General features: G+C 58.2%; 23 protein-coding genes and 1 pseudogene. 16 read left to right on the top strand and 8 right to left on the bottom strand.

Annotated elements, in window-relative coordinates; genetic code table 11:
• Positions 1–212: 212 nt before the first annotated feature.
• Positions 213–656 (bottom strand): universal stress protein, encoded by a 444-nt coding sequence (locus V8Z78_RS02565; RefSeq protein ID WP_003063135.1) that lies wholly within the window; start codon positions 654–656, stop codon positions 213–215.
• A gap of 188 nt (positions 657–844) precedes the next feature.
• Between V8Z78_RS02565 and V8Z78_RS02560 the strand changes: the two genes are divergently transcribed.
• The 9 genes from V8Z78_RS02560 (at position 845) to V8Z78_RS02520 (ending at position 9,089) form a co-directional block, all read left to right on the top strand.
• On the top strand, positions 845–3,229 hold the full coding sequence (locus V8Z78_RS02560) for a heavy metal translocating P-type ATPase (protein WP_349730970.1): 2,385 nt from the start codon (positions 845–847) through the stop codon (positions 3,227–3,229).
• The gene (gene ccoS / locus V8Z78_RS02555; protein ID WP_003056328.1) at positions 3,229–3,366 is read left to right on the top strand and encodes a cbb3-type cytochrome oxidase assembly protein CcoS; all 138 of its coding nucleotides are present in this window, start codon (positions 3,229–3,231) and stop codon (positions 3,364–3,366) included. The genes V8Z78_RS02560 and ccoS overlap by 1 nt, the downstream gene beginning before the upstream one ends.
• 63 nt (positions 3,367–3,429) lie before the next feature.
• The gene (gene ccoN / locus V8Z78_RS02550) at positions 3,430–4,866 is read left to right on the top strand and encodes a cytochrome-c oxidase, cbb3-type subunit I (protein ID WP_034351806.1); all 1,437 of its coding nucleotides are present in this window, start codon (positions 3,430–3,432) and stop codon (positions 4,864–4,866) included.
• Between the two features lie 19 nt (positions 4,867–4,885).
• The gene (gene ccoO, locus V8Z78_RS02545; RefSeq protein WP_003063130.1) at positions 4,886–5,518 is read left to right on the top strand and encodes a cytochrome-c oxidase, cbb3-type subunit II; all 633 of its coding nucleotides are present in this window, start codon (positions 4,886–4,888) and stop codon (positions 5,516–5,518) included.
• A gap of 17 nt (positions 5,519–5,535) precedes the next feature.
• Positions 5,536–5,673: a cbb3-type cytochrome oxidase subunit 3 gene (locus V8Z78_RS02540; protein WP_003063128.1), complete on the top strand. Its 138-nt coding sequence runs from the start codon at positions 5,536–5,538 to the stop codon at positions 5,671–5,673.
• Between the two features lie 27 nt (positions 5,674–5,700).
• Positions 5,701–6,612 carry a cytochrome-c oxidase, cbb3-type subunit III gene (ccoP, locus tag V8Z78_RS02535; protein WP_003063126.1) on the top strand — a complete coding sequence of 304 codons (912 nt, stop codon included), beginning with the start codon at positions 5,701–5,703 and terminating at the stop codon, positions 6,610–6,612.
• An 82-nt stretch (positions 6,613–6,694) separates the two neighbouring features.
• Entirely contained in the window at positions 6,695–8,137 is a 1,443-nt protein-coding gene (gene ccoG / locus V8Z78_RS02530; protein ID WP_034351807.1) for a cytochrome c oxidase accessory protein CcoG, read from the top strand.
• A 125-nt stretch (positions 8,138–8,262) separates the two neighbouring features.
• Complete coding sequence (locus tag V8Z78_RS02525; protein ID WP_003063123.1) at positions 8,263–8,568, top strand: FixH family protein; 306 nt, start codon at positions 8,263–8,265, stop codon at positions 8,566–8,568.
• Positions 8,569–8,825: 257 nt separating this feature from the next.
• Positions 8,826–9,089: a hypothetical protein gene (locus V8Z78_RS02520; protein ID WP_003063120.1), complete on the top strand. Its 264-nt coding sequence runs from the start codon at positions 8,826–8,828 to the stop codon at positions 9,087–9,089.
• 63 nt (positions 9,090–9,152) lie between these two features.
• On the opposite strand, the gene fnr is transcribed toward V8Z78_RS02520, so the two are convergent.
• Complete coding sequence (fnr, locus tag V8Z78_RS02515) at positions 9,153–9,875, bottom strand: fumarate/nitrate reduction transcriptional regulator Fnr (RefSeq protein WP_034351808.1); 723 nt, start codon at positions 9,873–9,875, stop codon at positions 9,153–9,155.
• Positions 9,876–10,143: 268 nt separating this feature from the next.
• On the opposite strand from fnr, the gene hemN reads away from it, so the two are divergent.
• The 5 genes from hemN to V8Z78_RS02490 all read left to right on the top strand — a co-directional run bounded on the left by hemN (position 10,144) and on the right by V8Z78_RS02490 (position 17,517).
• Complete coding sequence (hemN, locus tag V8Z78_RS02510; protein ID WP_179626036.1) at positions 10,144–11,526, top strand: oxygen-independent coproporphyrinogen III oxidase; 1,383 nt, start codon at positions 10,144–10,146, stop codon at positions 11,524–11,526.
• A 3-nt stretch (positions 11,527–11,529) separates the two neighbouring features.
• Positions 11,530–12,243, top strand: a complete 714-nt coding sequence (locus V8Z78_RS02505) for a sulfite exporter TauE/SafE family protein (protein ID WP_349730838.1) — start codon at positions 11,530–11,532, stop codon at positions 12,241–12,243.
• Between the two features lie 110 nt (positions 12,244–12,353).
• Positions 12,354–13,598, top strand: coding sequence for an HD-GYP domain-containing protein (locus V8Z78_RS02500; protein WP_349730837.1), 1,245 nt, complete (start codon positions 12,354–12,356; stop codon positions 13,596–13,598).
• Positions 13,595–16,084, top strand: coding sequence for a sensor domain-containing protein (locus tag V8Z78_RS02495; protein WP_280007639.1), 2,490 nt, complete (start codon positions 13,595–13,597; stop codon positions 16,082–16,084). The genes V8Z78_RS02500 and V8Z78_RS02495 overlap by 4 nt, the downstream gene beginning before the upstream one ends.
• Positions 16,085–16,266: 182 nt before the next feature.
• The gene (locus V8Z78_RS02490; protein ID WP_003063107.1) at positions 16,267–17,517 is read left to right on the top strand and encodes a helix-turn-helix transcriptional regulator; all 1,251 of its coding nucleotides are present in this window, start codon (positions 16,267–16,269) and stop codon (positions 17,515–17,517) included.
• Between the two features lie 1,185 nt (positions 17,518–18,702).
• Here the strand turns inward: V8Z78_RS02490 and V8Z78_RS02485 are convergent.
• The 4 genes from V8Z78_RS02485 to V8Z78_RS02470 form a co-directional block, all read right to left on the bottom strand.
• Positions 18,703–19,542, bottom strand: coding sequence for an SDR family NAD(P)-dependent oxidoreductase (locus V8Z78_RS02485; protein WP_003063105.1), 840 nt, complete (start codon positions 19,540–19,542; stop codon positions 18,703–18,705).
• Positions 19,543–19,945: 403 nt separating this feature from the next.
• Positions 19,946–21,019 carry a linear amide C-N hydrolase gene (locus tag V8Z78_RS02480; RefSeq protein ID WP_034361570.1) on the bottom strand — a complete coding sequence of 358 codons (1,074 nt, stop codon included), beginning with the start codon at positions 21,017–21,019 and terminating at the stop codon, positions 19,946–19,948.
• 262 nt (positions 21,020–21,281) lie between these two features.
• Complete coding sequence (locus V8Z78_RS02475; protein WP_003063099.1) at positions 21,282–21,410, bottom strand: hypothetical protein; 129 nt, start codon at positions 21,408–21,410, stop codon at positions 21,282–21,284.
• A gap of 104 nt (positions 21,411–21,514) precedes the next feature.
• Positions 21,515–22,435: a GGDEF domain-containing protein gene (locus V8Z78_RS02470; RefSeq protein ID WP_003063096.1), complete on the bottom strand. Its 921-nt coding sequence runs from the start codon at positions 22,433–22,435 to the stop codon at positions 21,515–21,517.
• Positions 22,436–23,051: 616 nt separating this feature from the next.
• Between V8Z78_RS02470 and V8Z78_RS02465 the strand changes: the two genes are divergently transcribed.
• Both V8Z78_RS02465 and V8Z78_RS02460 read left to right on the top strand, forming a co-directional pair.
• The gene (locus V8Z78_RS02465) at positions 23,052–23,267 is read left to right on the top strand and encodes a hypothetical protein (RefSeq protein ID WP_003063093.1); all 216 of its coding nucleotides are present in this window, start codon (positions 23,052–23,054) and stop codon (positions 23,265–23,267) included.
• A gap of 586 nt (positions 23,268–23,853) precedes the next feature.
• Positions 23,854–24,059: pseudogene (locus V8Z78_RS02460) on the top strand (transposase); the annotation flags it as partial.
• A gap of 416 nt (positions 24,060–24,475) precedes the next feature.
• Here V8Z78_RS02460 and V8Z78_RS02455 read toward each other — a convergent pair.
• Positions 24,476–25,183: an aspartate/glutamate racemase family protein gene (locus V8Z78_RS02455; protein WP_231879631.1), complete on the bottom strand. Its 708-nt coding sequence runs from the start codon at positions 25,181–25,183 to the stop codon at positions 24,476–24,478.
• Positions 25,180–25,968 carry a glutamine amidotransferase gene (locus V8Z78_RS02450; protein ID WP_100086386.1) on the bottom strand — a complete coding sequence of 263 codons (789 nt, stop codon included), beginning with the start codon at positions 25,966–25,968 and terminating at the stop codon, positions 25,180–25,182. Before V8Z78_RS02450 ends, V8Z78_RS02455 begins: the two co-directional genes overlap by 4 nt.
• Positions 25,969–25,991: the final 23 nt, after the last annotated feature.

The following is a 25,991-nucleotide window of genomic DNA, read 5'->3' as shown; positions in this document are numbered from 1 at the left end:
TGCAAGACGGATTCAGCATTGAATCGATCCAAAAATAAAGCAGCTTGTACGCAAGCTGCTTTTAATTTGTGAGTGGCAAACGGCGGCCCCTGAGCGGCCTGTGTCACTGGATATCAGGGGCAAGTCCAGCAAGGGGCGCCCGGCGAGGGCCGTCCCCCAGTACAGATGCCGTCCCCTCAAGGGAAGCCGCTAAGCGGCTCAGGGGGATCCGATCAGCGCAGCACCAGTACCGGCACCGGTGAGTGCGTCAGCACATGCTGGGTTTCGCTGCCCAGCAGCAGGCGCTGCAGACCCTTGCGACCGTGCGAAGCCATGACGATCAGGTCGCAATCATGCTTTTTGGCCATCTCCACAATCGACTCGGCCACCAGGTCTGAGTGGGCGATTTCGGTCGTGACATTGACCTTGCGCTCATGGCCAAAGGCTTTGACGCCGTTCAGCAGGGTCTGGGCCTGATTGGTCCATTGCTCCTCAATGCGCTTGGCCTCCTTGATGTCCAGCAAGTCGCTGCCTTCCAGATAGCTGCGCGGATAGTGCGAGACAACCTTGAGCGCAATCACGCTGGCGCCGCACAAAGCGGCCAGATCCAGGCCTGCATGCACAGCCTTGTCTGAGAGTTCGGTGCCGTCGGTAGCAATCAAAATGCGGTTGTACATAGCTTTCTCCTTAGGTTGCATGCGTTGTAAATACAAGCATATGTCGATTGGGCAGTTAACGGTTGATTAATGTCAAGGTGGGTATCATCTGGCGTCGTTACGCTTGAAACATGTCCCAACACACTACTGTCCAGCCTTCCGCGGCAGAGCATGCTGTTGCTGACACCGGTTTCCTGAACTTGTCCCAGATGCACAGTCATCTGCTGGACGATCCGCAAGAATGGAGCTCGTTTGGTCGCCCCGCCGGCCAGAGCTCCAAGGCCCCAATCTCCGAGAATGCAACCGATTCCCCGGTGTGGGATTCCTTTGTGGTTCTGGAGGGCATGCACTGTGCTGCATGTGCGCTGACCATCGAGGAGGCGCTTCGGGCTGTCCCCGGAGTGCAGGCAGCCGAAGTCAGTGCCGCAACGCGCCGAGCCCGTGTCGAGTGGCGTCCTGCCCAGGTGCTTCCATCGCAATGGATGGAGGCCGTGTCGCGTGCCGGCTATCGCGCCTTGCCCGCGCGCGACGCGTTTGCGCGCGAGCTGCGCCAGGCCGAGACGCGCCGTGCCCTGTGGCGCTGGCTGGTGGCCGGCCTGTGCATGATGCAGGTGATGATGTATGCATGGCCAGCCTACACGGCGCGGCCCGGCGACCTGTCGCTGGAGATGGAGACCTTGCTGCGCTGGGCATCCTGGGTGATTTCTCTGCCCGTGGTGCTGTTTTGTTGCGGCCCGTTCTTCAAGAGCGCGCTCAAGGACATCACCCAGCGCCGCGTGAGCATGGACCTGCCCGTGGCCCTGGGCATGTTGATCACCTTTGTCATCAGCACGCTGGGCACTTTTGATCCCTCCGGTCCTTTCGGTCAGGAAGTCTTCTTCGACTCGCTGACCATGTTTGTCTTCTTCCTGCTTACAGGACGCTGGTTGGAGCTGCGCCTGCGCGACCGCACGGCCGGTGCATTGGAAGCAGTGATGAACCGGCTGCCGGATTCGGTGCTGCGTCAGCAGCCTGACTCGGGAGAGTTCGTGCGTGTGGCCACGCGCCGTCTGCGTGTGGGTGATGTGGTGCGTGTGCTCACAGGCGAGGCTTTCCCCGCAGACGGCCGGATTCTGCGCGGCACCACCCATGCCGATGAGGCGCTTCTGACTGGCGAGTCCACGCCTGTTTTGCGCGCACAAGGCGATGCAGTCACCGCCGGCAGCTACAACCTGGACAGTGTTGTCGAGGTGAGAGTGGACAGCGTGGGTGAGGGCACCCGCTTTGCGCAGATCGTGAATCTGATGGAAAGCGCTTCGCTGCAAAAGCCAACCCTGGCCCAGTTGGCCGACAAGGTGGCCCGGCCTTTTCTCGTCGTGGTGCTGCTGGCGGCGCTGGCCGCCGCCATCTGGTGGTGGCCCGCCGACCCGGGCAAGGCCATGATGGTGGCCGTGGCCGTGCTCATCGTCACCTGTCCCTGTGCGCTTTCGCTGGCCACGCCCGTGGCCATGCTGACGGCGGCCGGCACCTTGGCTCGCAGCGGCGTGCTGGTGCGCAATCTGCAGGGGTTGGAGGCGCTGGCCGCCGTGGATACGCTGGTGTTCGACAAGACCGGAACGCTGACGCGCGACGGCCTGGTGCTGCGCGCGCTGACACCTGCTGAAGGTCAAAATACTGATGAGCTGCTGGCGCTGGCCGCCTTGCTGGCGCGCCAGTCCATGCATCCTGCTTCCAAGGCACTGGCGCAGGCGGCCGAGGTGGCCGAATTGCCTGCCAGCGCATGGCTGCTGGATTCCGTCCAGGAAATCGCTGGCAGCGGCCTCGATGTCTGGGTGCAGGCGCGCAGCAATACCGCCTTGCGCCGCCATCTTCGTCTGGGCTCGGCCGCGCATTGCGGCGTACCCGAGTTGGCACCGCATGAGCCAGGGCAGAGCGTGGTGTTGGCCGAGGAATCGCAAGATGGCTGGCTGCCCCTGGCGCAGTTCCATCTGAGCGAGGACGTGCGCCCCGAAGCGGCCCAGGTCATTGCCGACCTCAGGCAGCAAGGCGTGACGGTGCAACTGCTCTCGGGTGACCGCTCTGCAGCGGTGCAAACCGTGGCCGCCAAGCTGGGCATAGAGCAGGCGCAGGGCGACTGCAAACCGCAGGACAAGCTGGCCGCCATGCAGGCGGCACAGGCTGCAGGGCATAAGGTTGCCATGGTGGGCGACGGCCTGAATGACGGCCCAGTTTTAGCCGGAGCGCATGTCTCTTTTGCTTTTGGTAAAGCAGTGCCGCTGGCACAATCGCGAGCAGACTTCGTGGTACTGGGAGACAGCCTGGAGTTAGTGTTGCAAAGCCTGTTGCTGGCCCGACGGACCCTGTCCGTGGTGCGCCAGAACCTGGGCTGGGCAGCAGCCTATAACGCGATCTCTATTCCTCTGGCCCTCGTGGGCTGGATGCCTGCCTGGCTGGCAGGGCTCGGCATGGCGCTGAGCTCCTTGCTGGTCGTCGCCAACGCAGCCCGTCTTGCACGTGCGTTGCCGCTGCAGGCAGCCGATAGCAACGCGTCCGCCCCCGCCGCGCACCTTGCGCCGCGGGGCACCGTCATGCCACTGACTCAAGGAGGCCATTGATGGACATTTTGTATGTATTGATTCCGCTGTCGGTTGTTTTGGTCATGGCCATTGTGGCTGCCCTGTGGTGGGCCGTGTACCGGGGCCAGTTCGAGAGCGTGGAACAAGAAGGCGAGCGCATTCTTCGCGACGATTGATGTGGCTCAACGAGTCCGACCAGAAACCAATGAACACTTTGCAAGATATCTAAGAGGTGCCCGATGGAAGCAACAAATAACAATGCTGTCTATTACGACGACACCGTCGTAAGACAGTTCTCTATCATGGCCGTGGTATGGGGGGTGGTAGGTATGGCGGTGGGCGTGTTTATCGCGTCCCAGCTGGCCTGGCCGGAACTCAACTTCGGCATTCCATGGCTGAGCTACGGACGTCTGCGTCCGCTGCATACCAATGCCGTGATCTTCGCTTTTGGTGGCTCGGCGCTGTTCGCGACCAGCTACTACGTGGTGCAACGCACCTGCCAGACCAAGCTGTTCATGCCCAAGTTGGCTAGCCTGACTTTCTGGGCCTGGCAACTGGTTATCGTCGGCGCAGCCATCAGCCTGCCTCTGGGTTACACCCAGGGCAAGGAATACGCCGAGCTGGAATGGCCTCTGGACTTGCTGATTGCCGTGACCTGGGTGTCCTATGCCATCGTGTTCTTCGGCACTATCGGTATCCGCAAGGTCAAGCACATCTATGTGGCCAACTGGTTCTTCGGTGCTTTCATTCTGGCCGTGGCCCTGCTGCACATCGTCAACAATATTTCCATCCCCGCCGGCTGGATGAAGAGCTACTCGGCATACGCCGGCGTGCAGGACGCGATGGTTCAGTGGTGGTACGGGCACAATGCCGTGGGCTTCTTCCTGACCGCCGGCTTCCTGGGCATGATGTATTACTTCATCCCCAAGCAGGCGGGCCGTCCCGTGTATTCGTATCGCCTGTCGATCGTGCACTTCTGGGCGCTGATCTTCACGTACATGTGGGCGGGTCCTCACCACCTGCACTACACCGCTTTGCCTGACTGGACTCAGTCCGTGGGCATGGTGTTTTCGCTGATCCTGCTGGCTCCCAGCTGGGGCGGCATGATCAACGGCATCATGACGCTGTCGGGTGCCTGGCACAAGCTGCGCGACGATCCCATCCTGCGTTTCCTGATCGTGTCCCTGTCGTTCTACGGCATGTCCACCTTCGAAGGCCCGATGATGGCCATCAAGACCGTGAACGCGCTGAGCCACTACACCGATTGGACCGTGGGCCACGTGCACTCCGGCGCTCTGGGCTGGGTGGGTCTGATCACCATGGGCTCTCTGTACTACCTGATCCCCCGTCTGTTCGGCCGCGAGAAGATGCACTCCGTGCCCGCGATCGAGCTGCACTTCTGGATGGCGACCATCGGCATCGTGCTGTACATCGCAGCAATGTGGATTGCCGGTGTGATGCAGGGCCTGATGTGGCGCGCTGTCAACCCCGACGGCACGCTGACCTACACCTTCGTGGAAAGCGTGAAGGCGACCTATCCCTTCTATGTGATTCGCGTGACTGGCGGTCTGCTGTATCTGGGCGGCATGCTGGTGATGGCATGGAACACCTGGAAGACCGCAATGGCCGGCCGTTCCGTCAAGGTGGCAGTGCCTGCCGTGGTGGCTCACGCCTGAGCATTGAGGAGCAAAAGCAATGTCTGATCAAAATAACGCAGCTCCCAAGAGCTTTTCGCACGAGAAGATCGAGACCAGCAACTTTTTGCTGATCGCGCTGACGCTGTTCGTGCTGACCATTGGCGGCCTGGTGGAAATCGTGCCGCTGTTCTTCCAGAAGTCCACGACCGAAGCCGTGGCGGGTCTCAAGCCCTACACACCGTTGCAGCTGATGGGGCGCGACGTCTATCTGCGCGAGGGTTGCTACAACTGCCACTCGCAGATGATCCGTCCCTTCCGCGCCGAGACCATGCGCTACGGCCACTACTCGGTGGCTGGCGAGTTCGTCTACGACCACCCCTTCCAGTGGGGCTCCAAACGTACCGGCCCCGACCTGCATCGCGTGGGCGGCAAGTACAGCGACGAATGGCATCGCATCCACCTGAACAACCCGCGTGACGTGGTGCCCGAGTCCAACATGCCTGCTTACCCCTGGCTGGAAGCCAACAAGGTGGATGACACGGCCGTGGCAACGCGCATGAGCGCGCTGCGCAAGGTGGGCGTGCCGTACACCGATGCGGAAATCGCCGGTGCTCAGGCCGAGGTCAAGGACAAGACAGAGATGGAGGCAGTGATTGCCTATCTGCAGGTCCTTGGTCGCGCCGTCAAGTAAGAGAGAAAGGGCTGGAAATGGATATCACCACCATGCGTATCGTGGCCACGCTGGCATCGCTGGCGTGTTTCGTGGGCATCTGGTGGTGGGCGTATGCCCGCCGCAACCAGGCCCGTTTTGACGAGGCAGCTCAGGTTCCATTCCTGGAAGACTGAGTCTGATCACCACAACGAGAACATCCCATGAGCGATTTCATTAACAATTTCTGGTCGGTGTATGTCGCGGCGATTACGCTGATCGGCATCTTTGGCTGCTTGCTGCTGCTGATTCTGGTGGCCCGCAAGAAGGTCGTGCCCTCGGGCGACAACACCACAGGCCATGTCTGGGACGAAGACCTGCGTGAACTCAACAACCCCATGCCCAAGTGGTGGATGGGTCTGTTCGTGATCACCGTGGTTTTCAGCCTGGGCTATCTTGTGGTCTACCCAGGTCTGGGCGGCTTCGGCGGCAAGCTGGACTGGAGCCAGACCGGCGCCTACGACAAGGAAATGGCCAAGGCCAAGGCAGATCTGGAGCCTCTGTATGCCAAGTTCACCAGTATGCCTACCGAAGAAATGGCCAAGGACCCTCAGGCCATGGCCATTGGCGAGCGTCTGTTCATGAACAACTGTGCGCAATGCCACGGCTCTGACGCTCGCGGCAGCAAGTCCTTCCCGAATCTGGCGGACGGCGACTGGTTGCATGGCGGATCTCCCGAGAAGATCAGGGAGACCATCACCAACGGCCGTATCGGCATGATGCCGCCCATGGCGGCAGCCGTGGGCTCGGCGGAGGATGTGCGCAATGTGGCGCACTATGTGCTGAGCCTGTCGGGCAGCCCTCACGATGCCGTCAAGGCTTCGCAGGGCAAGTCCAAATTCGTGGCCTGTGCGGCTTGTCACGGCATGGACGGCAAGGGCAACCCCGCGCTGGGAGCTCCTAACCTGACCGATGACATCTGGCTGCATGGCTGGGGTGAGGCGGCAATCGTCAACATCGTCAACAACGGCAAGCACAATGAGATGCCTGCCCAGAAAGAGAAGTTGACGGAGGCGCAAATTGCCGTGCTGGCTTCCTATGTCTGGAGTCTTTCGAATACGCAAAACCAGAAGTAATGCGTTTTTAAAAGGCGGTGCCCTGGCACCGCCTTTTTCGCGTTTCAATTTTCAGTAATTACAAAAATATTAAGGAACTGCGATGCCGTGCGATCAGGGGAAGCCCCGAAAAGTCATACCGATCACGCCTGAGCCTCATGAGGGCGGGCCTGAGTTGGTGCCTATGTTCGCTTCCGAGCAAAAAGTGTACTCACGCTCTATTAGCGGCGTGTTCTCACGGTGGCGCTGGGCCATGGTGTTTCTGACCCAGATCGTCTTCTACGGCCTGCCCTGGCTGCAGTGGGGCGAGCGCCAGATGGTGCTGTTCGATCTGGGGGCTCGGCGCTTCTATCTGTTCGGACTGGTGCTGTACCCGCAGGACTTCATCTATCTGACGGGGCTGCTGATCATCAGCGCACTGGGGCTGTTCCTGTTTACCGCCGTAGCCGGGCGTCTGTGGTGTGGCTTCTCCTGTCCGCAGACGGTCTACACCGAGATCTTCATGTGGATCGAAAGCAAGGTCGAAGGCGATCGCAGTGCCCGCATGCGTATCGACAAGAGCGGCTGGACTTTGGAGAAGATCTGGAAAAAGTCGCTCAAGCAGTTTCTCTGGATCGCTCTGTCTCTTTGGACAGGTTTCACCTTTGTCGGCTACTTCGTGCCCATCCGTGAGTTGGGTGTGGAGTTGATGGCCTTCCAGGGCAGCTGGCAGATTTTCTGGGTGGCGTTCTACGGCTTCGCCACCTACGGCAACGCCGGCTATATGCGCGAGCAGGTCTGCAAGTACATGTGTCCCTATGCACGCTTTCAGAGTGCCATGTTCGACAAGGACACCATGATCGTCAGCTACGACGCCGAACGTGGTGAAGCTCGCGGCCCGCGCAAGAAAGACGTCGACTACAAGGCACAGGGCCTGGGGGACTGCATAGATTGCAAGCTTTGCGTTCAGGTCTGCCCCGTGGGCATCGATATCCGCAAAGGGTTGCAGTACGAATGCATCGGCTGCGGTCTGTGCATCGATGCCTGCAACTCCGTGATGGACAAGATGGAGTATCCGCGTGGCCTGATCCGATTGACCACTCAGAATGCCGTCGCCAAGGCCTGGAAGCAGGTGCAGGTGATTCGCCGCATTTTCCGCCCGCGTGTGCTGATTTACTCGGCCGTGCTGGTGGCCCTCAGCGCCGCCATGATCGCCAGTCTGGTGCTGCGCGAGCCGCTCAAGGTCGATGTGATTCGCGACCGTGCTGCGCTTTCGCGCATCGTGGCGGGCGGCAAGCTGGAGAACGTCTACCGTCTGCAGATCATGAACGCCACCGAGTCCGAGCAGCGCTACCGTATCAGCGCCGTGGGCCTGGAGAATCTGGAAGTCGCATCCGAGCAGGAAGTGAGCGTTGGCCCTGCAGAGACGCGCGGCATTGCGGTGCGGCTGCAGATTCCGTACGGCTCAGCAACTCCCGGCTCGCACCCCGTACACTTCAATGTGGATGCAGTGACTGCCGGAGCAGGGCGTATTTCCGAGAAGACGGTGTTCCTGGTGCCGCGTTAATGCCAGGTCTTGACGGTCTTCGTGAGCCATCACGGAGGCCGGACAAGGGCACCGCCAATCGGCAACAATTTATGCCACCCTGCCGTGTGTGTCTGGGTGGTCAGAATTTGGAAAGAGGTTTCATCATGTCGGCAGCACAAGCCAAGGTCTCGCAAACGGCCAAGATCATCCACCCCGAGGACGGCAAGCCCTGGTGGAAGTTTGCCCATGTCTGGCTCATCATCGCCGGCCCGGTGATCGTGGTGATTGCCGGCTTTGTCACCGCATACATCGCACTGAGCAGGCCTGATCCCGTGATTGACCCTGACTACTACCGCCATGGCATGGAAATCAACCAGCGCCTGAGCGAAAGTGAAAAAAGCCTGGCCCCAGCAGTCACCGGCCGCAATCATGCGGCCACGCCAGCCAAGGACCATCCGCTGGATCGCTGAGCGCTCCGGCGCTTGCTCCGCCAAGGTCGCTTTTGCGGCCTTTTTTGTTGCCGATATCAAAATCAGAGCGTGTTGCGCATGTTCTGTCTAACGTTGATGTAGAAGCAAATAGTTTTTTGATATCCAGATGGCGCAGGATGCTACTGAAAAGAGAGTGGTTCAGGGTTTCCCGCCACGGTGCATGCCCGCAGTCCTGCATGAACGGTCACCACTGTTGTGCAAAATATGACCAAGCCCACAGCCCAAGGAGAATCAGGATGGATGCTCGACGCTGGATGTGGATTGTCTGGCCGGCCTTTCTGGCGGCGGCAATCATGGAGATGGTGGTTTTCGCCTTTGTGGACCCGCTGGATGTGCACTGGCTGGGCTCCCCCCTGGACTGGTCGCGCCAAGCCATCTATACGGTCGCTTTTTTTGCCTTCTGGGTCGTGACCCTGATCGGAGGTGCGATGACGGTGATGCTGGGTCGCTCCGTCAGCGATCTCAATGGCGGCATCGTTTCCGAGCCTCTGCCCGATTAATTCGCACAGACAAAAAAGCCCGCTGTCCGCGGGCTTTGTCTTGAGAGTGTCTGTCGACTCGGTTCAGTTCTGGCATTGCTGGCTGTTGACGATGCGTTTGAGCGCCTCGGTATCCAGGATGCGCAGGTGGCGCTGCTTGACTTCCACAATGCCTTCCTCTGCAAATTTGGAGAAAGTGCGGCTCACGGTCTCGAGCTTGAGGCCCAGGTAACTGCCGATTTCTTCGCGCGTCATGCGCAGCACCAGTTCCGACTTGGAAAAGCCGCGTGCCGACAGGCGCTGAACCAGGTTCAACACAAAGGCCGCCAGGCGCTCTTCGGCACGCATGCTGCCCAGCAGCAGCATCACGCCATGCTCGCGCACGATTTCGCGGCTCATGACCTTGTGCACATGGTTCTGCAGGGCCGTGACCTCGCGCGAGAGCTGCTCCAGTTTGTCAAACGGCATGACGCAGACCTCGGCGTCTTCCAGGGCCACGGCATCACAAGTGTGGTGGTCGTTGACGATGCCGTCCAGACCAATGATTTCGCCAGCCATCTGAAAGCCTGTGACCTGGTCGCGTCCGTCTTCGGTGGCCACGCTGGTCTTGAAGAAGCCGGTTCGAATGGCATACAGCGAGGTGAACTCTTCGCCATTGCGAAACAGCAGACCGCCGCGCTTGACCTTGCGGCGCGTGGCCACAATCTCGTCAATGCGCTCCATTTGTTCATCGTCCAGGCCCATGGGCATGCACAGTTCACGCAGATTGCAGTTGGAGCAGGATGCTTTGATGGTCTGAAGATTCATGGGCTTTTTGCAACGGCGCAGACAGACACGGAGTGGAGAGTCGCGCTGGTCATTGACCTCGTGGTTGAAGATGAGATGGATCAAATTGTCGCAGCACTTGCCTTGAGGTCTCTTGATTTTCATCAAGGACAGGGTGATTGCCTTGGGGCACATTGCCTGTATTCGTTCAAAAACATGCGCTTTTGCCTATTTTGGGCATGATTTTCAGGATCTGATTTCCATTGAAATCTGCTCTATACAGAGTGTGGGCGCACCCTAACTCCCAGTTATGACCGCAGTCACGCCTGAGTTGCTGAGCCGCTTTGATATCCCCGGCCCACGCTACACATCGTTCCCAACAGCCGACCGTTTTGTTGAGGCTTTTGGTGCAGACGACTACATACTGGCACTCAAGCAGCGCAAGACGCATTCTGGCTCGCGCGCTTTGCCCCTGTCCGTTTATGTGCATGTGCCGTTCTGTGAGTCGCTTTGCTATTACTGCGCCTGCAACAAGATCGTGACCAAGCATCATGAGAAGGCTGCCGAGTATCTGGACTACTTGAGCCGTGAGCTGGCCATGCATACCGAGCATTGCGGCAAAGGTCAGCTCGTAAGCCAGCTACATCTGGGCGGAGGCACACCGACCTTCTTCAGCGATGCCGAGTTGCAGCAGCTGATGGTCTTGATGCGTGAACATTTCAAGCTGGATCCCGCGGGCGAGTACTCCATCGAGGTCGATCCGCGCACCGTCAGCAACGAGCGGCTGAGAGCTCTCAAGAACATGGGGTTCAATCGCCTGAGCTTTGGCGTGCAGGACTTTGATCCCGCGGTGCAGAAAGCGGTGCACCGCGAGCAGCCCGCCGAGCAAGTATTTGCGCTGGTGGCCGAGGCGCGCCGCCTGGGCTTTGTCTCCATCAATGTGGACCTGATCTACGGGCTGCCCAGGCAGACGCCCGAGTCTTTTGCGCGCACGCTGGCACAGGTCAATGAGCTGCGCCCCGATCGCATTGCACTGTATGCCTATGCGCATCTGCCCGAGCGCTTCAAGCCGCAAAGGCGCATCGAATCGGCAGACCTGCCCATGGGACAGGACAAGCTGAACATGCTCTCCGGCGCAATTGATGCATTCATGGATGGCGGCTATGTCTATGTAGGCATGGACCACTTTGCGCTGCCTGACGACTCTTTGGCCATTGCCAAGCGCCAGGGGCGCCTGCATCGCAATTTTCAGGGCTACAGCACCCAGCCTGATTGCGATCTGATTGCACTGGGCGTATCGGCTATCGGCAAGGTGGGCGCGACCTACAGCCAGAACGTCAAGACTCTTGAAGAGTATTACGATGCCGTCGATGGCGGCATGTTGCCCGTGCAGCGCGGACTGGCACTTTCACGTGACGATCTGGTGCGCAGAGCGGTCATCATGTCCATCATGTGCCAGGGCTCCGTCCTGTATGAGCCCATGGAGCAGGCCTGGCTTATCAATTTCCGCGAATACTTCGCTGCGGAGCTGGATGCGCTGGCAGAGATGCAGCGCAACGGCTTGGTCGAGCTGTCCGCCGAGGGCTTCAAGGTCACTGGCCTGGGCTGGTTTTTTGTGCGCGGAGTAGCCATGCTGTTTGACCGATATTTGCAGGCCGACCGGAACCGCGCCCGCTTTTCGCGCATCATCTAGCGCATGTTGTTTTCGCTGGTCTGGACTGCTTTGATCATGGGGCTCGTGGGTGGGCCCCATTGTCTTGTGATGTGCGCTGCCCCCTGCAGTGTGGTCACAGCAGCGAAGCCTGTCAGCGGCGGGCAGCCAGTTGTCGTGCTCGGCCTGCAAAAACGCCAATGGCTGCGTACCAGCCTGTTTCATCTGGGGCGCATCGCTGCCTATGCCCTGCTGGGCGGGATCGCGGCCGTGGCCATGGAAAGTCTGGCCTGGCTGACCAGTCAGACAACGGCATTGCAGAGACTTTGGACGCTGATGCATGTGGCGGTCATGGCCTGGGGACTGGCCATGGTGGTGCAGGCGCGGCAGCCAGCCTGGCTGGAGCGGGCGGGGCGTTCCGTTTGGGCCAGGGTTCAGCCCTGGGTCACCGCGCCGGGCGGCAGTCTGGCAGCAGGCTTTGCCTGGGCACTGATGCCTTGTGGTTTGCTGTATTCGGCGGTGTTGGTGGCGGCCTTGAGTGGCGGCGCCTGGCAAGGGGCTTTGTCCATGGTAGCCTTTGCCGTTGGTGGTGCACTGTGGCTGCTGGCGGGTCCCTGGCTGTGGCAACTGGGACAGTCGCATGTCAATGCATTGCGGGCTAGGTGGGGCACCAGAGTTGCAGGTCTGATGCTGATTGGCGTTGCGAGTTGGGCTTTGTGGATGGACCTGGTCTACAAACCCAGCCTTTGGTGCCGATAAGTCACACAAGAGGGGATTGTTGATGCTGTTTGCATCCCAACAGACCCTAGTCATGCTTGAGCAGTCATGGAACTGCGGAATAATGTCTTATCTTGTGTGTAGCGCTCAAAGTGAATCGTTTCGTTGCTATTGATATCGGACAACTGCGTATTGGCATGTATGTCCATCTGGAGACCGGCTGGTTGCGCCATCCGTTTCCCGTCAGCAGCTTCAAGATTGTCAATGACGAGCAGTTGCAGACACTTAGGACCCTGAAGCTCAAGGCAGTTCAGGTCGATCTATCGAGAAGCGATCTGGAGGAAGCGGCAGCGCCTCCGGCCGCAGACCCTCAACCCGCTCCTATCCCCCCCGAGAACGATGCGCATGCATGGCGTAACAGTATTTTGGGCGTGCAGTCCAGGTTTCTGGGCGCGGTTTCCGTATTTGATGACGTGCAAGCCTTGTTGCCTGTCAACCCCGAGAAGGCGCGGACAACGACGGATATGCTGGTTGCACAGCAAGTCGTCAAACTGGCGCAGGCTCGTGATCTGAGTTTGCATCTGCTCGCGGATACGGGGGGCGCCACCTTTGGCGTACATGGTGTCAACGTCTCCGTGCTGAGCCTGTTGCTGGGTAAGACGCTGGGCCTGTGCGATGACGTATTGACGGATCTGGGCACGGCGGCCCTGTTGCATGACATCGGCAAGCCGGGGCTTGAGATTTCCGCATCGGCCAATGCACTGAATCAGGGCACGGGCCGCACGCCTCTGCGAGAGACCGTGTATGCGCGTCATGTCGGAGAGTCGGTGGCATTGGCTCTATCCATGGGCTATCCTCCTTCCGTCACGACGGCCATCGCCCAGCATCATGAATGGGCCGATGGGTCAGGCTTTCCACTTGGCTTGCTGGCCGAAGATATGGACATTGCCGGACAGATCCTGGCGCTGGTCAATAATTTTGAGCGCTTGTGCAATCTGCCATTGCAAGGCAACGAAATGACGCCTCATGAAGCCATGGCTGCACTGTATGGACAGTATCGCCAGCGATATGCGCCCGATGTGCTCAAGGCATTCGTGCAGACCTTGGGGGTCTATCCGCCGGGCTCTTTGGTGGAACTAAGCGATGGGCGGATGGGCGTGGTGGTGTCTGTCAACACCAGCCAGTCGCTCAAGCCGCAGGTGCTGACCTATGACATGCAGGCGCCGCAGAAGCTGCGGTTCGTAGATTTGCTTGAATATGTGGGTTTGGGTATTCGCCGGGGCTTGACGCGAAATCAGCTTTCTCGAAATGCGTTAGAAGCTTTACAGCCGCAAAGGCGTCTTTGCTACTTTTTTGACAGTTCTGCAGCACCTGCTGCCGAGAAAGACCTCGCGTGACTTTGCAGCAGAGTTTTCTGATTGACCCTCTGCTTGCCTCCATGCTCGATGGTTTGCAGGAGGCGGTCTGGCTGCTGGATGCGCAGACATTGCGTGTCGTGCATGCCAATGCAGCCAGTATGCAGCTCACAGGCTACACGCCCGAGCAGGCGCAGGAGCAGTATGTCGATGTGCTGTGCGCCTCTCTGGTGCAAAAGGCGTTCTGGCAGGATGCCTCAAACTGGGTGGGTGGGGCGAAATTTCTCACAGAAATCTGTACAGCCAATGGTTCATTGACAGCTGTGGAGATGGCGGTGGGCTCCATCGCCCTGAATCCACGCTGGTTGATGCTCACCATGCTCGACCGCAGCGAGCAGTTGCGGCACGAGAGCGAACTGGACATGCTGCTTGCAGAGTTGCGGGCGACGCTTGAGTCCGCTGCAGATGGCATGCTGGTCTGTGATCTGCGCGGCGGCATTCGGGCATTCAATCACCGTTTCGCGGAGCTGTGGCAACTACCCGAACCACTGCTCGTGCAGCGAGATGATGCGGCCGTCTTTGCCCATTTGGAAGCGCAGACCATCAGCAGCGAGAGTCAGTTCACTCTTCTACAGGATGCGCAGGACCTGTCGGCTCCTGAAACCTCGGAGGTACTGCAGCTGCTCAGTGGCAGGGTTCTGGAGCGCCGCTCCGTGCCTCAGCTCAGCCGCGGTGTGGCGATAGGGCGTATCTACTCCTATCGAGACATCACGGTGGAAGCCAGCTCGGCGACAGAACTGCGTCTGGCTGCAAGAGTGTTCGAGTCCAGCCTGGACGGTATCTTCATTGCCGATGCCAATGGTGTCATCGTTCAGGTCAACCCGGCTGGCGGGCAGTTGCTGCATGGCAAGGCGGTGCTGGGGCTCGCTGCCTGGACTCTGTTCGAGTCCGAGGGAGGGCCTGTGTCCGACCTGCTGGAGCTGGCCGCTGCGCGCTGGGATGTGGGCAGCTTCTGGGAGGGCAATCTTTGGCTCAAGCAGAGTGAAGGTCAGCGCTGCGCGGTCTGGTTGTCCTGGGTGGCATTGCGTGACGGCTATGGGCGTCTGGTACAAAGCATTGGCTTTATGCGCGACATGACCATGCAGCGCAGTGCCCAAAAGCAGATTGAGCAGCTGGCTTACAGTGATGCGTTGACAGGGCTGCCCAATCGCCTGAGTTTGAGCCGTCACGTGCAAGCCGCCATCACTGCGGCGCGCTTCACACAGCAGCCCTTCAGCATTCTGTTTCTGGATCTGGACCGTTTCAAGATCATCAACGATTCACTGGGCCATGACTTCGGCGACCGGGTGCTCAAGCTGGTTGCTCAGCGGCTGAGCGGACTGCTGCGCCCTGCCGATGTGCTGTGCCGTCAGGGCGGGGACGAATTTGTTCTCTATCTGCATGATTGCACGGGGGAAGGGGCTTCGGCCGTGGCCGCCCGTATTCTGGACGAAATGCGCCAGCCCTTCATGCTTGACGGTCTGGGCTTTTCCGTTCAGTGCAGCATTGGGGCTGCGCAATTTCCGGCGGATGGTTTGACGCTGGACGAGCTGATTCGTCAGGCCGATATCGCCATGTATCGTGTCAAGGAGCGTGGACGCGGCAATTTCAGTTTCTACCAGCCGCAAATGAGTGCGGGTCTGCTCTCGCGCATGAAGCTGGAGCATGCCATGCGCCAGGCGCTGGACAAGGGGCATATGGCCGTGCACTTTCAGCCACAGGTACATATCCGTTCGGGTCGCATCGTGGCGGCAGAGGCTTTGCTTCGATGGACGGACCCCGAACTGGGGGTGATCTCTCCCGCAGCCTTCATTCCCTTGGCGGAGGAGTCCGGCTATGTGGTTGCGCTGGATGCCTGGGTGCTGGAGCAATCAGTACAAGAGGCGGCGCGCTGGCTGGCTATGGGCATGCCCGTCAAGGTATCGGTGAATGTCTCCGCGCTGGAGTTCAGGCAGCCGGACTTTGTGGACCGACTCAAATATGTGCTGGAAGCCAGCGGCTTGCCGGCACAGTGGCTGGAGCTGGAACTGACCGAGAGCATTTTGCTGCAGGAGGCGCAGGAAATGGCTTTGCGCGTGCATCAGATCGCAGAACTGGGTGTGGGCCTGGTCATTGACGACTTCGGTACCGGCTATTCGAGCTTGGCTTATTTGAAAAAACTGCCGATCTCCAAGATCAAGATCGACCAGAGTTTTGTGCGCGGCCTGCCGCACGATGCGGGAGACAAGGCCATTGTGGGCGCCATCATCAGCATGGGGCAGGCATTGGGTGTGGAACTTGTGGCAGAAGGCGTGGAAACGCAGGAGCAATGCCAGGCAATTGAGCAGTTACAGGGTGACTACTTTCAGGGCTATCTGTGCTCGCCAGCCTTGCCTGCGGAGCAATTTCGAAAGCGCTTGGAGTTGGGTGCATCCGAGCAGGAGCCGAGAGTTCAGCCGTATTCGTCGGATGACGATGCCAGTGGCATTCATATTGCAGGTCTGCAATAGTTGGAGGACATGCTTTTTTGCTAGGTTTCCTATCGTCTGATTTGACGATGCGCAGTTTGTGGGGGCTCAGCAAAATCAAGGCATTTCTTGGGCCGACTTCCGGGTGCGTGCATCAATGAAGAACGCGCGCAGAGTTGAGTAACTGTGCGTTATTTGATGGGCCGGATTTTTTGAGACAGCAAATGCCCAAAAGCGATTACGCAACTTTTGATTTCTACAACTATCGCTCGGATGCTCTTCAGGCCGTCACCGGCTTTCCCGTCCCGTATGCCGTGGAGACTGAGGCCGCTTCTTCGCCGGAACAGGCCTCGGTCATCGGTACCGAAGCCCTGAGTCAACTGATTACTGCGCTGTACGAGTCAGCCATGGACCCGCAGAACTGGAAGGTATTTCTGGAGCTGCTGCGCTCAAGTGCCAATGGCAACTACGCCTCACTCGTGGTGCGCGACCCTCATGGTGAGAATGTGGGCTGGGTGATTTCAGCATCGAGCGGTCGCTCCGAAGTCATTCCTTACGACCCCTATGCGCAATGGAGCCCGTTTCTCGGTATCGCCAAGGACAAGGTGCTCACCCTGTCGGATGTGATGACGGAGGCCGAATGGCATTCCTGTCGCTACTACACCGACTGGTGCAAGGGGGTGAACATCGAGCACATTCTGGCCGTGGATGTCATGACCGATAACGGCTGCTCCTATGGTTGGCGTATCACGCGGCCTACGGCGGCGGGAGCATTCGAGTCAACACATCTGGACGTGGTGCGCATGTTGGTGCCGCACCTCAAGCGGGTGTTGAACATGCAGCTGAATCTGCATCGTGACAGGCAGGTCATTTCGCTATACGGGCGTGCCACTGCGCAGCTGATGATGGGCGTGGTCATTCTCGATCAGACGGGGAAGCTGATCGAGGCCAACCCAGCAGCCACCACCATTCTGAACGTGGGCGATGGAATACGGGTCAACAACGGTGCGCTCGAGGCCGTCTATGCCAATGACAATCGCCGGCTGCAGCGTCTGATCCGCGATGCCTTGCTCTCTCCCAGGCTGGAGAGCGTCTCCATGACCGAGGGCATGTCCATCACTCGCCAGTCCGGTCAACTCAACTGGGGCGTGGTGGTGCAAAGCATCTCTCCAGATGAATGGACCGAAGGCAAGCAGCGTCCCAGCGTAGCGGTTTTTCTGCGTGATACGACGGGGAAGGCAGAGCCGCCCGTCAAGCTCACGCAGCAGCTTTTCCATCTGACTCCTGCAGAGACAGCAGTGGCCACGCATCTGAGCAACGGCATGTCTTTGGAGGAGGCGGCCGAGGCCCTGGGTATCAAACCCAATACCGCCCGCGCCCATTTGCGCTCCATTTTCTCCAAGACCGGGGTACGTCGTCAGACCGAACTGGTGCGACTCTTTCTCAACAGTGTGGCCTGGTTGGGCAATCATTGATTCCAGCCCGGAAAGCAGGCAAAAAAGGCCCGCATTGCGGGATGTTTCTTGTGCCTAGCGGGAAGCTGTTGTCAGCCTGGGGTTTGCATCCGTCATCGCCTCATGCTTGTTGGAGTCGCAGTCATGATGCTTGAAGTCGTCATTCACTGGCTGGGTCATGCCTTAAAGGTCGGCACTATCACGGCGGAGACGCTGCCTGCAAGGTTGAAATCAGCTTTGAATGCGAAGGCAGATGCGCCACCGACGTCTGGAGCTGTCGAATGCCGGTCGCAGTCTTTCTGTTAGTCGCTTAGTGCGCTTGCTGCAGAGGCGAGAGCATCGAGCACTGTCGGCTGGGTTGCCTGCGCAGGCTGCATGCTGGGGAACAGGGTGGCAGTTGTTTGCAATGCTTTGCGGCATGGTCGGGTATCTTGCTTTCCATTTCGGCTCCTCGAATAAGAAAAGCACGCGACGGGCCGGGGTGTTTGTCGACAGTGGCTGCAGGGCGGTGCTCGTCCCTGGCCTTCTTGAAAGCTGGAGGAGATGGATGAATGGCAGCTGCCGCAGCGCTTACCAGATTGAGTGTCGAGTACAGGACTCCAGAAAGTAAAATCCACATAGTGGAGAGCTATGGGTAAACTATTGCTGATTAATTCAGTGAGGCATGTATGGATCGAATGGATGCCGGCGCAACGTATGAAATGAGCCCGCGCAGGGTTGTGTTTGAGTACAGGACCAACGGTGAGGCTCGATCAGCAGCTATCAGTGGCGATGCGCTTGAGCGCCTGACGAGAGCCAAGGAACTTGCTGGAGCGGGGCAGAACCTGGCTGCATACAGAGCCCATTGGCAAGCAATTCATGGGCTGGCTGCGACAAAGCACAATCAAGGTCAGGGGCCTGTCGTCATCCGCGTCGGTGATATTCAAGCTCGATAGAGTGATGTGAGACCTGTGCCAGGCTCTCTGTGCTCATGAAGGAATCGGGCGGCAATCTTTCTTGCTTCCTGAATCTGGGCGTCAAGCCATTCGGCCTTGGCGGTTCGCTCTGTACCTTGCGAAGCGGCTGCAGAGGGTATGGGGCTTGCTTAGTGGTGCAGTGCGCATGGTGCTCCAGGAAGCAAAAGCTCGCGCGATGGCGAGCCTGTCTGTTGGTTGAGGTGGCTTGTCAGAGCCCACTCATGCGGCTCACGGTTGGAGTGCAGTTAATTCATGTTGGGCGTCGTGGCGTTGGCAGATGGCCGCCGTCGACGTAGATGCTCTGACCGGTGATCCATTCGCCTTGGTCGCTGCACAGGAATGCGACCAAGTGGGCGATATCTTCGCCGGTACCTGCCCGACCCAGAGAGATGTAGCCGGCGATCATGTCGTCCCACACTTTGCCGCGAGGCACATCATCCAGACGACTTGTTTCCACGATGCCGGGAGCCACGACATTCACGCGAATCTTCTTGGGGCCAAGCTCTCGCGCCATGATGGTGGTCAGGCCATTGATGGCCACCTTGGTGGTGGCGTAGGCGCCAGTGTCGGGTGCCAGCAGCTGCGCTGCCAGCGACGAGATATTGATGATGACGCCGCCTTCTCCCTGTGCCCCCATTTGTTTTGCGAACGCACGAGACATATAGAAGGTTCCGTTCAGGTTGACATTCATCACCCGATGCCATGTATCGATGGATAGCTCCGTCACCGGGATGCGGTCGTCGCCGCGGGTTGCGCCCGCGTTGTTGATCAGAAAATCCACACGTCCCCATTCTGCAATCGTACGTGCAAGCAATGCATCGATGGACACTGGGTTGCTGACATCGGAGACCACAGGCAGGGCGCGGCGCCCGAGCTGACGGATTTCATCCGCCACCGATTCGATATCTCGCCAATGCGCTTTGCGCTCATCTTCCGGATAGGTGTCGGGGGCGCGGCCCGTGCCCGTCAGGACAACATCACAACCCGCCTGCGCCAATGCCAGTGCAATGGGGCGACCGATGCTGCGCATCCGGCCTGCACCGGTGACCACGGCCACTTTGCCTTCAAAACCAGTCAACGTATACGACATGCCACTTCCTTGCGATAGGGACCCAGAACATTCAGACGCATCAAGATTCTTCGGTCTGGCTTGATGCTCCTGCACTCCAATCTGCGCATCAAGGACGATGCAGCCGTTGAAGATCGAGCAACTCTTCAGCCGGATTCTTGAAGTGGCGGAGTTGAGGGAAATCGTCTGATGGGACTAGGGATACGCGCCCATTGAAGGGTTCCTGCTTGCTGGTCAGTCAGGGATCTTTTGGGGTGCGCTGAGTGCAAGTGGATGAGGTCGGTACGCCTTTTTGCGGTAGGACTGTGGTAACTCAGAAGCGGGGTTGGCGGACCGTCAGCATTGGCTGAAACATCGCGCTCCAGAAAGAAAAACCCGCACGATGCGGGTTTGTATCAGGGCAGAATCATTGGCTGGGAAATGATCAGATGCCTTGAAATTTAAACGGCTCGGATGCCTTGAATTGGCCAGTGGCATCCCCTGAATACGTGTGATTCTGGTCCGGTCCCAGATCGATCTTCATGACCTTGCCTTTTTCCTTGCTGAAGTCCAGTGCCTTCAGGTCCACCCAGAATGTGTTGGGTGTCAGTGCCGACTCAAAGAAATACAGCTTGCGCTCGTGATCAAACACGGTGCGCCAGCGGGTGGAGGATATATTGGGCTCTTCCGGAGTATTAAGGCCGTACGGCACGGAGGCATTGCGGATCACGCTGAAGACGCTGGCCAGTGCCTTGTTCGGACCTTGATCCTTGGGTATTGCGTTCACGTAGAACGAAGCGCGGGCGAAGCGGTCTGCTGCACGGTTGGTGCCAGGCAGCATTGTGGTGCCTCCAATCTGTTTCCAGTATGCATTGAGCGCCAGTTGCTGGTCGAAGGTTGGCGAGTTTGTCATGACCTGGTATTGGCGACCATGATGAATGACTTGCTTGCCTGCGATGTATTCCACGATCGCGCTATCGCCGCTGGAGTCGGAGATTGAAAGGTGTACGGTTGTCAGCCGGTTTTCACCGGGCATGGTGTCGGATACGAGGGTGAATGGTTCCTTACTTAGCGCAGCTACCGCCTGCTGCACTGTTGCAAAGTTGTCCAGTACATATTGAGCCCAGGCGGCAATCGACAAGCCTGGCTTGCTATTGGTGCCAAATGCAGGGTATTGCGACTCGACGAGCCATAGAAGGTTGGCATTCAGACCGGCTTCGTTGACTCCGTCGGTAGTGGAAATGTCATAGCCTGAAGTGATGACGCTGCCGTACTTGGACGTCCAGCGCACAGTATTGGGGCCGGTTTCGCCAGTGCGCTGCATGCCTCGCGGCAGTACCCAGAGGTTGCTGACGATGTCACTCTTCCAGTCCATGGATCGTGCGGTGATCACGTGGCCGTTGGCGCCGTGAAATACCAGCCGTGTGCATGCCCAGGAACTGGACACGGCCGCTAGACCTGAAACTCCAAGCAGCAAGGCTGCCACACGAGGGCGGATACACGGCATATTCATCTTCATTGAGCCTCCACGGTTAAAAAATGTGAATGGTGCCAAGCATGCCACATGCATCGGTAGTGAGATATTGATCGAACTCCAGCGACGTAGATGCCAAGCCGTAAACATTCAAATGGCCTCAGTACCTGCTCTTGCAACAAGTCCAGCAAGGCAGTGGCGATTCATGAACCTCGGGTGCATGTGCTTTTCCAAACACAAAATTCCGCTGCATGGCAGGAAGGGCTCGATAAGTGGATGTTGAAAACGGCTGTTCGCATGGCATGTTTTATCTCCGGGCGCGGCCTTCGCCTCCCTGTGCCTCAATCAGATCGGTAGTCAGGCGCGAGGGCTTGTCCCTGGCAATGGCACCTCCTGTACCAAGGAAAGCTGCATCGTCCAGGCTCTCGGCGTCCATGACCGCATCAAGAAGCGCAAAGTGCTTGATGGCGGTGGGCGGGAATGACCATTCACAAGGAAGCGATCTGACGGCTCAGGGTCTTGGCAAGCGAAAGATTTGAACTAGGCGAGAACTACGCGATTGCGTCCAGCGGCCTTGCCTCGATACATAGCAGCATCAGCGCGCGAGATGAGGGCTTCTGCGGTTTCTCCCTGTCGATACTGAGTCACACCCAACGTACATGTCACTCGCAGATCTTTGTGCACTAACTGTGTCCACGGGAGTGCTTCTGTGCTTTCGCGAATTCTTTCGAGTAGCACTCCTGCCTGGGCCAATGGTGTATCACAGAGCACCAGAAGAAATTCCTCTCCGCCGTAACGACCAGCGCAATCGGTTGCACGAATCTGCGAAGACAGAAGTTGCCCAAAGGCTCGAAGCACTTGATCTCCTCCTTCATGACCGTAACGGTCATTGACCTGTTTGAAGAAATCAATGTCAAGCAATGCGATGCAAAACGGGGCGTCTCTGCGTTGAGCCGCATGAATACATTGTTGCAGTCGATCCATGACCCCTCGGCGGTTTGCCAGTCCCGTCAAGTCATCGTTGCGCACCAAGTTTTCAATCTGCTTCAGCGCGAGGGCCAGTTTTTCATTACTCGCACTGAGTCGATATTGCATGCCACGAAAGTAGGTGACCAGCACGCTGCATCGGACGACTGCTCCGAGCATGACGCCGACAGTGAGGAACTGCCCGATGAGGGTGTCGGTGGTCATGCGCATCTGTGGCCCTGCCCAGTAAACAGCCAGCGCAATTGCAATGAGCGTGCAACTCCAGGTCATCCAGAAACTTGTACGCCGCGGCGCAAGAAAGCCGTCGGTACTGAAGACCAGAAGCATAACCAGCGCCTGGAACGCAACCTGAGGAGCTGCGACAAGCAAGCCCAGCACCCCTGTAACCGAGACCAGTTGGTGCCAGAAGAACAAGCCAGGGTCACTCTGAGTCTGGCTCCAGCCACTGGCGTAGGCCCAGGTGATGAAGGCCATCCCTGCACCTATCCAGAGCCCATACAGCAGCACTGCATGCAACGGCACGTAGCCTGCCCAGCAGTGGCCGAGAAATAGCATGAAGGCATATAGATGGCTCAATAGGACCGAAGCGTGCAACTGCCAGGTGCGCTTGCGCCAGCGTTCGAAATGCTGAGTTTCATTGGCAAGAGGCGATGAAGACCTAGGGCCCCACAAAGGTGGTCCGCGTGTTTTTTCAGGGGAGTGAGCCATTGCCGGTTAATGGTCGCCAAAGTGCGATTGGTTGTTGCAAATAACAGTTTGCCCGAATTCCGGCCCCGGAAAATTACGGTGGGTGACCTGACAAAGCTTGGGTCGAACTGATCGCTAACGGTGCATACGGCAAGGTGACCCAGAGCCATCGGAAGGCTATATCGGTAGAAGTGTTTCCTGGCGCCTTCAACTCGACATGCCGACCTACGACACTGCGGTAAATGATCATGCTCCTGAACATTGCGATCCAGAAACAAATAAAGCCCGCTTGAGCCGGGACGGTGCACGAATTGGGTAGGCAAACAGGAAGTTCAACAAGAACTTACATGCAGCGCGCGCGGCAAGACTAGCCTGCAATGCTCCACGTTCTTAAGGAGTTGCTATGAAAGCGCTACTTTTAATCGCGGCACTTGCCAGCATGCTGGCAGGATGCTCAATGATGCCGGGACGTAGTTCCGGGTCTATGCCTGCCGAGAGTTCCAGCCAGACGATGGGCGGCATGAATATGATCGGCGACCGGGATCGCTGGATGCATGACGACAATGGGCGTCCTTGGACCGGAGGTGATGGTGCCTTCTATGGCGCTCAGAACATGTAGGGGAGTGGCAGGGTCAAGCTTTTGCTTCGAGGCACTGCACGGCCCTTTCGTCCGGCCGCTCGGCATGCGTGCCTGGGCACACGAATTCGTCGCGCAGTGCCTTCACTGGAACAAAGGGCTCATCAGCCTGCCAGAAAGAGCCGATCAGTCTCGACATCAGGTAGACAGCCAAGTTTTATGGCTTCAAAGCTTCAAAAAACAGAGCGCATCAATACTGACTGTTGTATGAATTAGGTAAGCAAAGTAGCCGTTCAACAAGAATTTACAGTGGGCACACGCCCCAGGAATAGCCTTGAAGACTCCTTCTTCTCAAGGAGTTGTCATGAAAGCGCTACTTTTAATTGCAGCAGTAGTCAGTACGCTGGCGGGTTGCTCGATGATGCCAGGGCGTGATGCCGGACACATGTCAGAGCAAGGTGTCCAGCGGACGATGGGAAGCAGTGATATGCGCTATGAATGGGGGCGTGGAGCGTATCAAGGTCCGGGAAGCATGCCGCTGTGGGCAGGCGGGGATGACACTTCTGGAGGCCTTGGCTGGCGTCGTGATTAAGCAGGAAGAACCACATCTTGCAGCGTTGTTGCATAAATCGCTTTCTGCCGTCGGGTAGCCTCGGACGGTGAGTCAGTCCCCCGCTATCGCACAAACCACTGGAAACAGTACAACGCAGTGCTCAAGGCGCGAGGCTCCCTGACCATCTTGTTGGACAAGGATATGTCATGGTTTGCCGCTATCAGCGGCAAACGTGGGCGTAGCCGCAGTTCTCGCATGCAGCTATCCAGTTCTGCTTGACCAGTCTGGCACGGCACTGATTTATGCAACAGTGCCAACCGGAAGTGAAACTGCCTATGGATGACAGAGGCGCAACTATCGTCACTAGCGCAAATGCCAGCACATTTGCAACTTTGATAAGTACCGAGCATGCGGATGAGTAAAGTGGCGCAAGAGGCCAATACTTGTTACTCGTGTCGATTAGTCTGAGCTTCGACCCGATTGGATTGAAGACCAGTCCAGCCTGTGGTGGTGATTCAAGAATCAGAGCCTGTCAGAAAAAGACGAACGCGAAATTCTCGCTCACCTTGCTGCAGTCCACAGGTAAAAGCAGTCGGTCAAGGAAATCTTCTGGGCGTCTGCTTCTGACGGATTGTGGCTGTCGCTGGTCGACCCAGAGCAGACCGCAAGAACGTGGGTAGCTGGGCCTGAAGCAAGCTCAGCTAGAAAGCACCGCACGAATCAAAGCCTCTACGTGAATTTCGACGGTATCAAGGCAAGGAACAGGGCTGTTGCTGTCACTAAGGATCAGAGGCAGTTCAGTGCAAGCGAGTGCTACATGGTCGATACCTTCGCGTTGCTGCAAATCCTGAATGATGGCGACGAACTCCTGTCGGGTGTTCTCTTTGACAAGGCCGTGTTCAAGCTCGGCCTCGATCTTGGCTTGGATGCGCGCAATCTGATGCTCACAGGGCACGATAACTTGTATGCCCCGATCTTCAAAAGGTGTCTTGAAGAATGTATTCGTCATGGTGAACACAGTACCCAGCAAACCGACTCTTTGCGCACCTCGCTCCTTTGCCGCATTGCAGGTGGCGTCAATGGCACTCACTATGGGAATCGGCGACAGCGGAAGTATGCGGTCCAGAACGATGTTGGGCGTATTGCCAGTCAGCCCCACCATGTCCGCACCACCGGCGGCCAGGCAGTGAATTGCGCCGAGCACGTAGTCGGCAAGCTGGTCAAACTCGCGTGCACGACAAAGGCTGAATACCTTGAAAGCGTTGAGGCTTTCGATGGACAGGCGAGGCAGATTCTCCTTGCCTACCTGTGTCTGAACGCCGTGAATGATCTTTCGGTAATAGGCCACGGTGGACTCCGGGCCTATGCCACCAATGAGGCCGAGTTTCTTCATTTCGCTGTTCATTGAGGTAATTCCGGGTGCTTGCCCATGGCTGCATTCAGCGAGGCTGCTGCATTGCCTGCTGGAGCGGTTCCAGCATGGGTTTCGATGAAGCGCCTGAGCAGCATCAACGGCGTTGGTGTGGGGCTAACGCCTTGCAGCATGGCCGCTGGATCTAGACCTTCCGCGCGAAGCAGTTGCGCTCTCGCATTGATGCAGGCCGCCATGACTTCCGATGTGAACTCTGGATGAAACTGCACGGACACTGCGGTGGGGCTGTAGCGGACGATCTGATGAGGATCGTGAGCTGAGCGAGCCAGTGCCCTGGCTCCATTGGGTAAGCACAGGATGGTCTGAAGATGTGTGAGGTGAGCCTGGAAGCGAGGTGGGCATCCGGCGAGCCAGGCGTCCGGCTCTGCAGCCGAGAGCTGTTCGATTTCCAGACATCCCATCTCTCTGCCGTCAGGGTGGTAATCCACGATTCCTCCCAGTGCGTGGGCCATAAGCTGATGCCCATAGCAAACGCCCATGAGCGGCATCCCCTGTGTCACAGCCTGCCGTATCCATTTGGCTGTCGCTTCGCTCCAGGGGTGCTGATCGGTCACCATGGACCACGAGCCCGTGATGATCGCCGCACGGTGCTGTCCGGGCTCGGGCAGAGATTCCCCTTCATACACCTTCACTATGTCAATGGTTTCGGGCCTGCAGCCGATGGCTGTCAGAAACCACTGGGGAAGATCGCCTGTGATGGCTCGAATGTCCTCGGGCGGTGTGCCCGCCTGGATCAGCAGCAAAGATTGATAGTCCACGAGAAATGGGGGAAGGTGGCAAG

Source organism: Comamonas sp. wu1-DMT, assembly GCF_040187805.1.
Taxonomy (GTDB): domain Bacteria; phylum Pseudomonadota; class Gammaproteobacteria; order Burkholderiales; family Burkholderiaceae_C; genus Comamonas; species Comamonas thiooxydans.
Note: the sequence above shows the minus strand (reverse complement) of the source record. Positions and strands in the feature narration are given on the sequence as shown.

Bases quoted from the DNA above. Each gene is read 5' to 3' on its own strand.
- V8Z78_RS02560 (WP_349730970.1), top strand. From the start codon at position 845: ATGCACAGTCATCTGCTGGACGATCCGCAAGAATGGAGCTCGTTTGGT.
- V8Z78_RS02470 (WP_003063096.1), bottom strand. From the start codon at position 22,435: ATGGCCTTCATCACCTGGGCCTACGCCAGTGGCTGGAGCCAGACTCAG.
- ccoO (WP_003063130.1), top strand. From the start codon at position 4,886: ATGTCTGATCAAAATAACGCAGCTCCCAAGAGCTTTTCGCACGAGAAG.
- ccoN (WP_034351806.1), top strand. From the start codon at position 3,430: ATGGAAGCAACAAATAACAATGCTGTCTATTACGACGACACCGTCGTA.
- hemN (WP_179626036.1), top strand. From the start codon at position 10,144: ATGACCGCAGTCACGCCTGAGTTGCTGAGCCGCTTTGATATCCCCGGC.
- V8Z78_RS02475 (WP_003063099.1), bottom strand. From the start codon at position 21,410: ATGGACGCCGAGAGCCTGGACGATGCAGCTTTCCTTGGTACAGGAGGT.
- V8Z78_RS02490 (WP_003063107.1), top strand. From the start codon at position 16,267: ATGCCCAAAAGCGATTACGCAACTTTTGATTTCTACAACTATCGCTCG.
- ccoS (WP_003056328.1), top strand. From the start codon at position 3,229: ATGGACATTTTGTATGTATTGATTCCGCTGTCGGTTGTTTTGGTCATG.
- V8Z78_RS02485 (WP_003063105.1), bottom strand. From the start codon at position 19,542: ATGTCGTATACGTTGACTGGTTTTGAAGGCAAAGTGGCCGTGGTCACC.
- ccoP (WP_003063126.1), top strand. From the start codon at position 5,701: ATGAGCGATTTCATTAACAATTTCTGGTCGGTGTATGTCGCGGCGATT.
- V8Z78_RS02480 (WP_034361570.1), bottom strand. From the start codon at position 21,019: ATGAAGATGAATATGCCGTGTATCCGCCCTCGTGTGGCAGCCTTGCTG.
- fnr (WP_034351808.1), bottom strand. From the start codon at position 9,875: ATGAATCTTCAGACCATCAAAGCATCCTGCTCCAACTGCAATCTGCGT.
- V8Z78_RS02525 (WP_003063123.1), top strand. From the start codon at position 8,263: ATGTCGGCAGCACAAGCCAAGGTCTCGCAAACGGCCAAGATCATCCAC.
- V8Z78_RS02455 (WP_231879631.1), bottom strand. From the start codon at position 25,183: ATGAACAGCGAAATGAAGAAACTCGGCCTCATTGGTGGCATAGGCCCG.
- V8Z78_RS02505 (WP_349730838.1), top strand. From the start codon at position 11,530: ATGTTGTTTTCGCTGGTCTGGACTGCTTTGATCATGGGGCTCGTGGGT.
- V8Z78_RS02540 (WP_003063128.1), top strand. From the start codon at position 5,536: ATGGATATCACCACCATGCGTATCGTGGCCACGCTGGCATCGCTGGCG.
- V8Z78_RS02565 (WP_003063135.1), bottom strand. From the start codon at position 656: ATGTACAACCGCATTTTGATTGCTACCGACGGCACCGAACTCTCAGAC.
- ccoG (WP_034351807.1), top strand. From the start codon at position 6,695: ATGCCGTGCGATCAGGGGAAGCCCCGAAAAGTCATACCGATCACGCCT.
- V8Z78_RS02465 (WP_003063093.1), top strand. From the start codon at position 23,052: ATGAAAGCGCTACTTTTAATCGCGGCACTTGCCAGCATGCTGGCAGGA.
- V8Z78_RS02520 (WP_003063120.1), top strand. From the start codon at position 8,826: ATGGATGCTCGACGCTGGATGTGGATTGTCTGGCCGGCCTTTCTGGCG.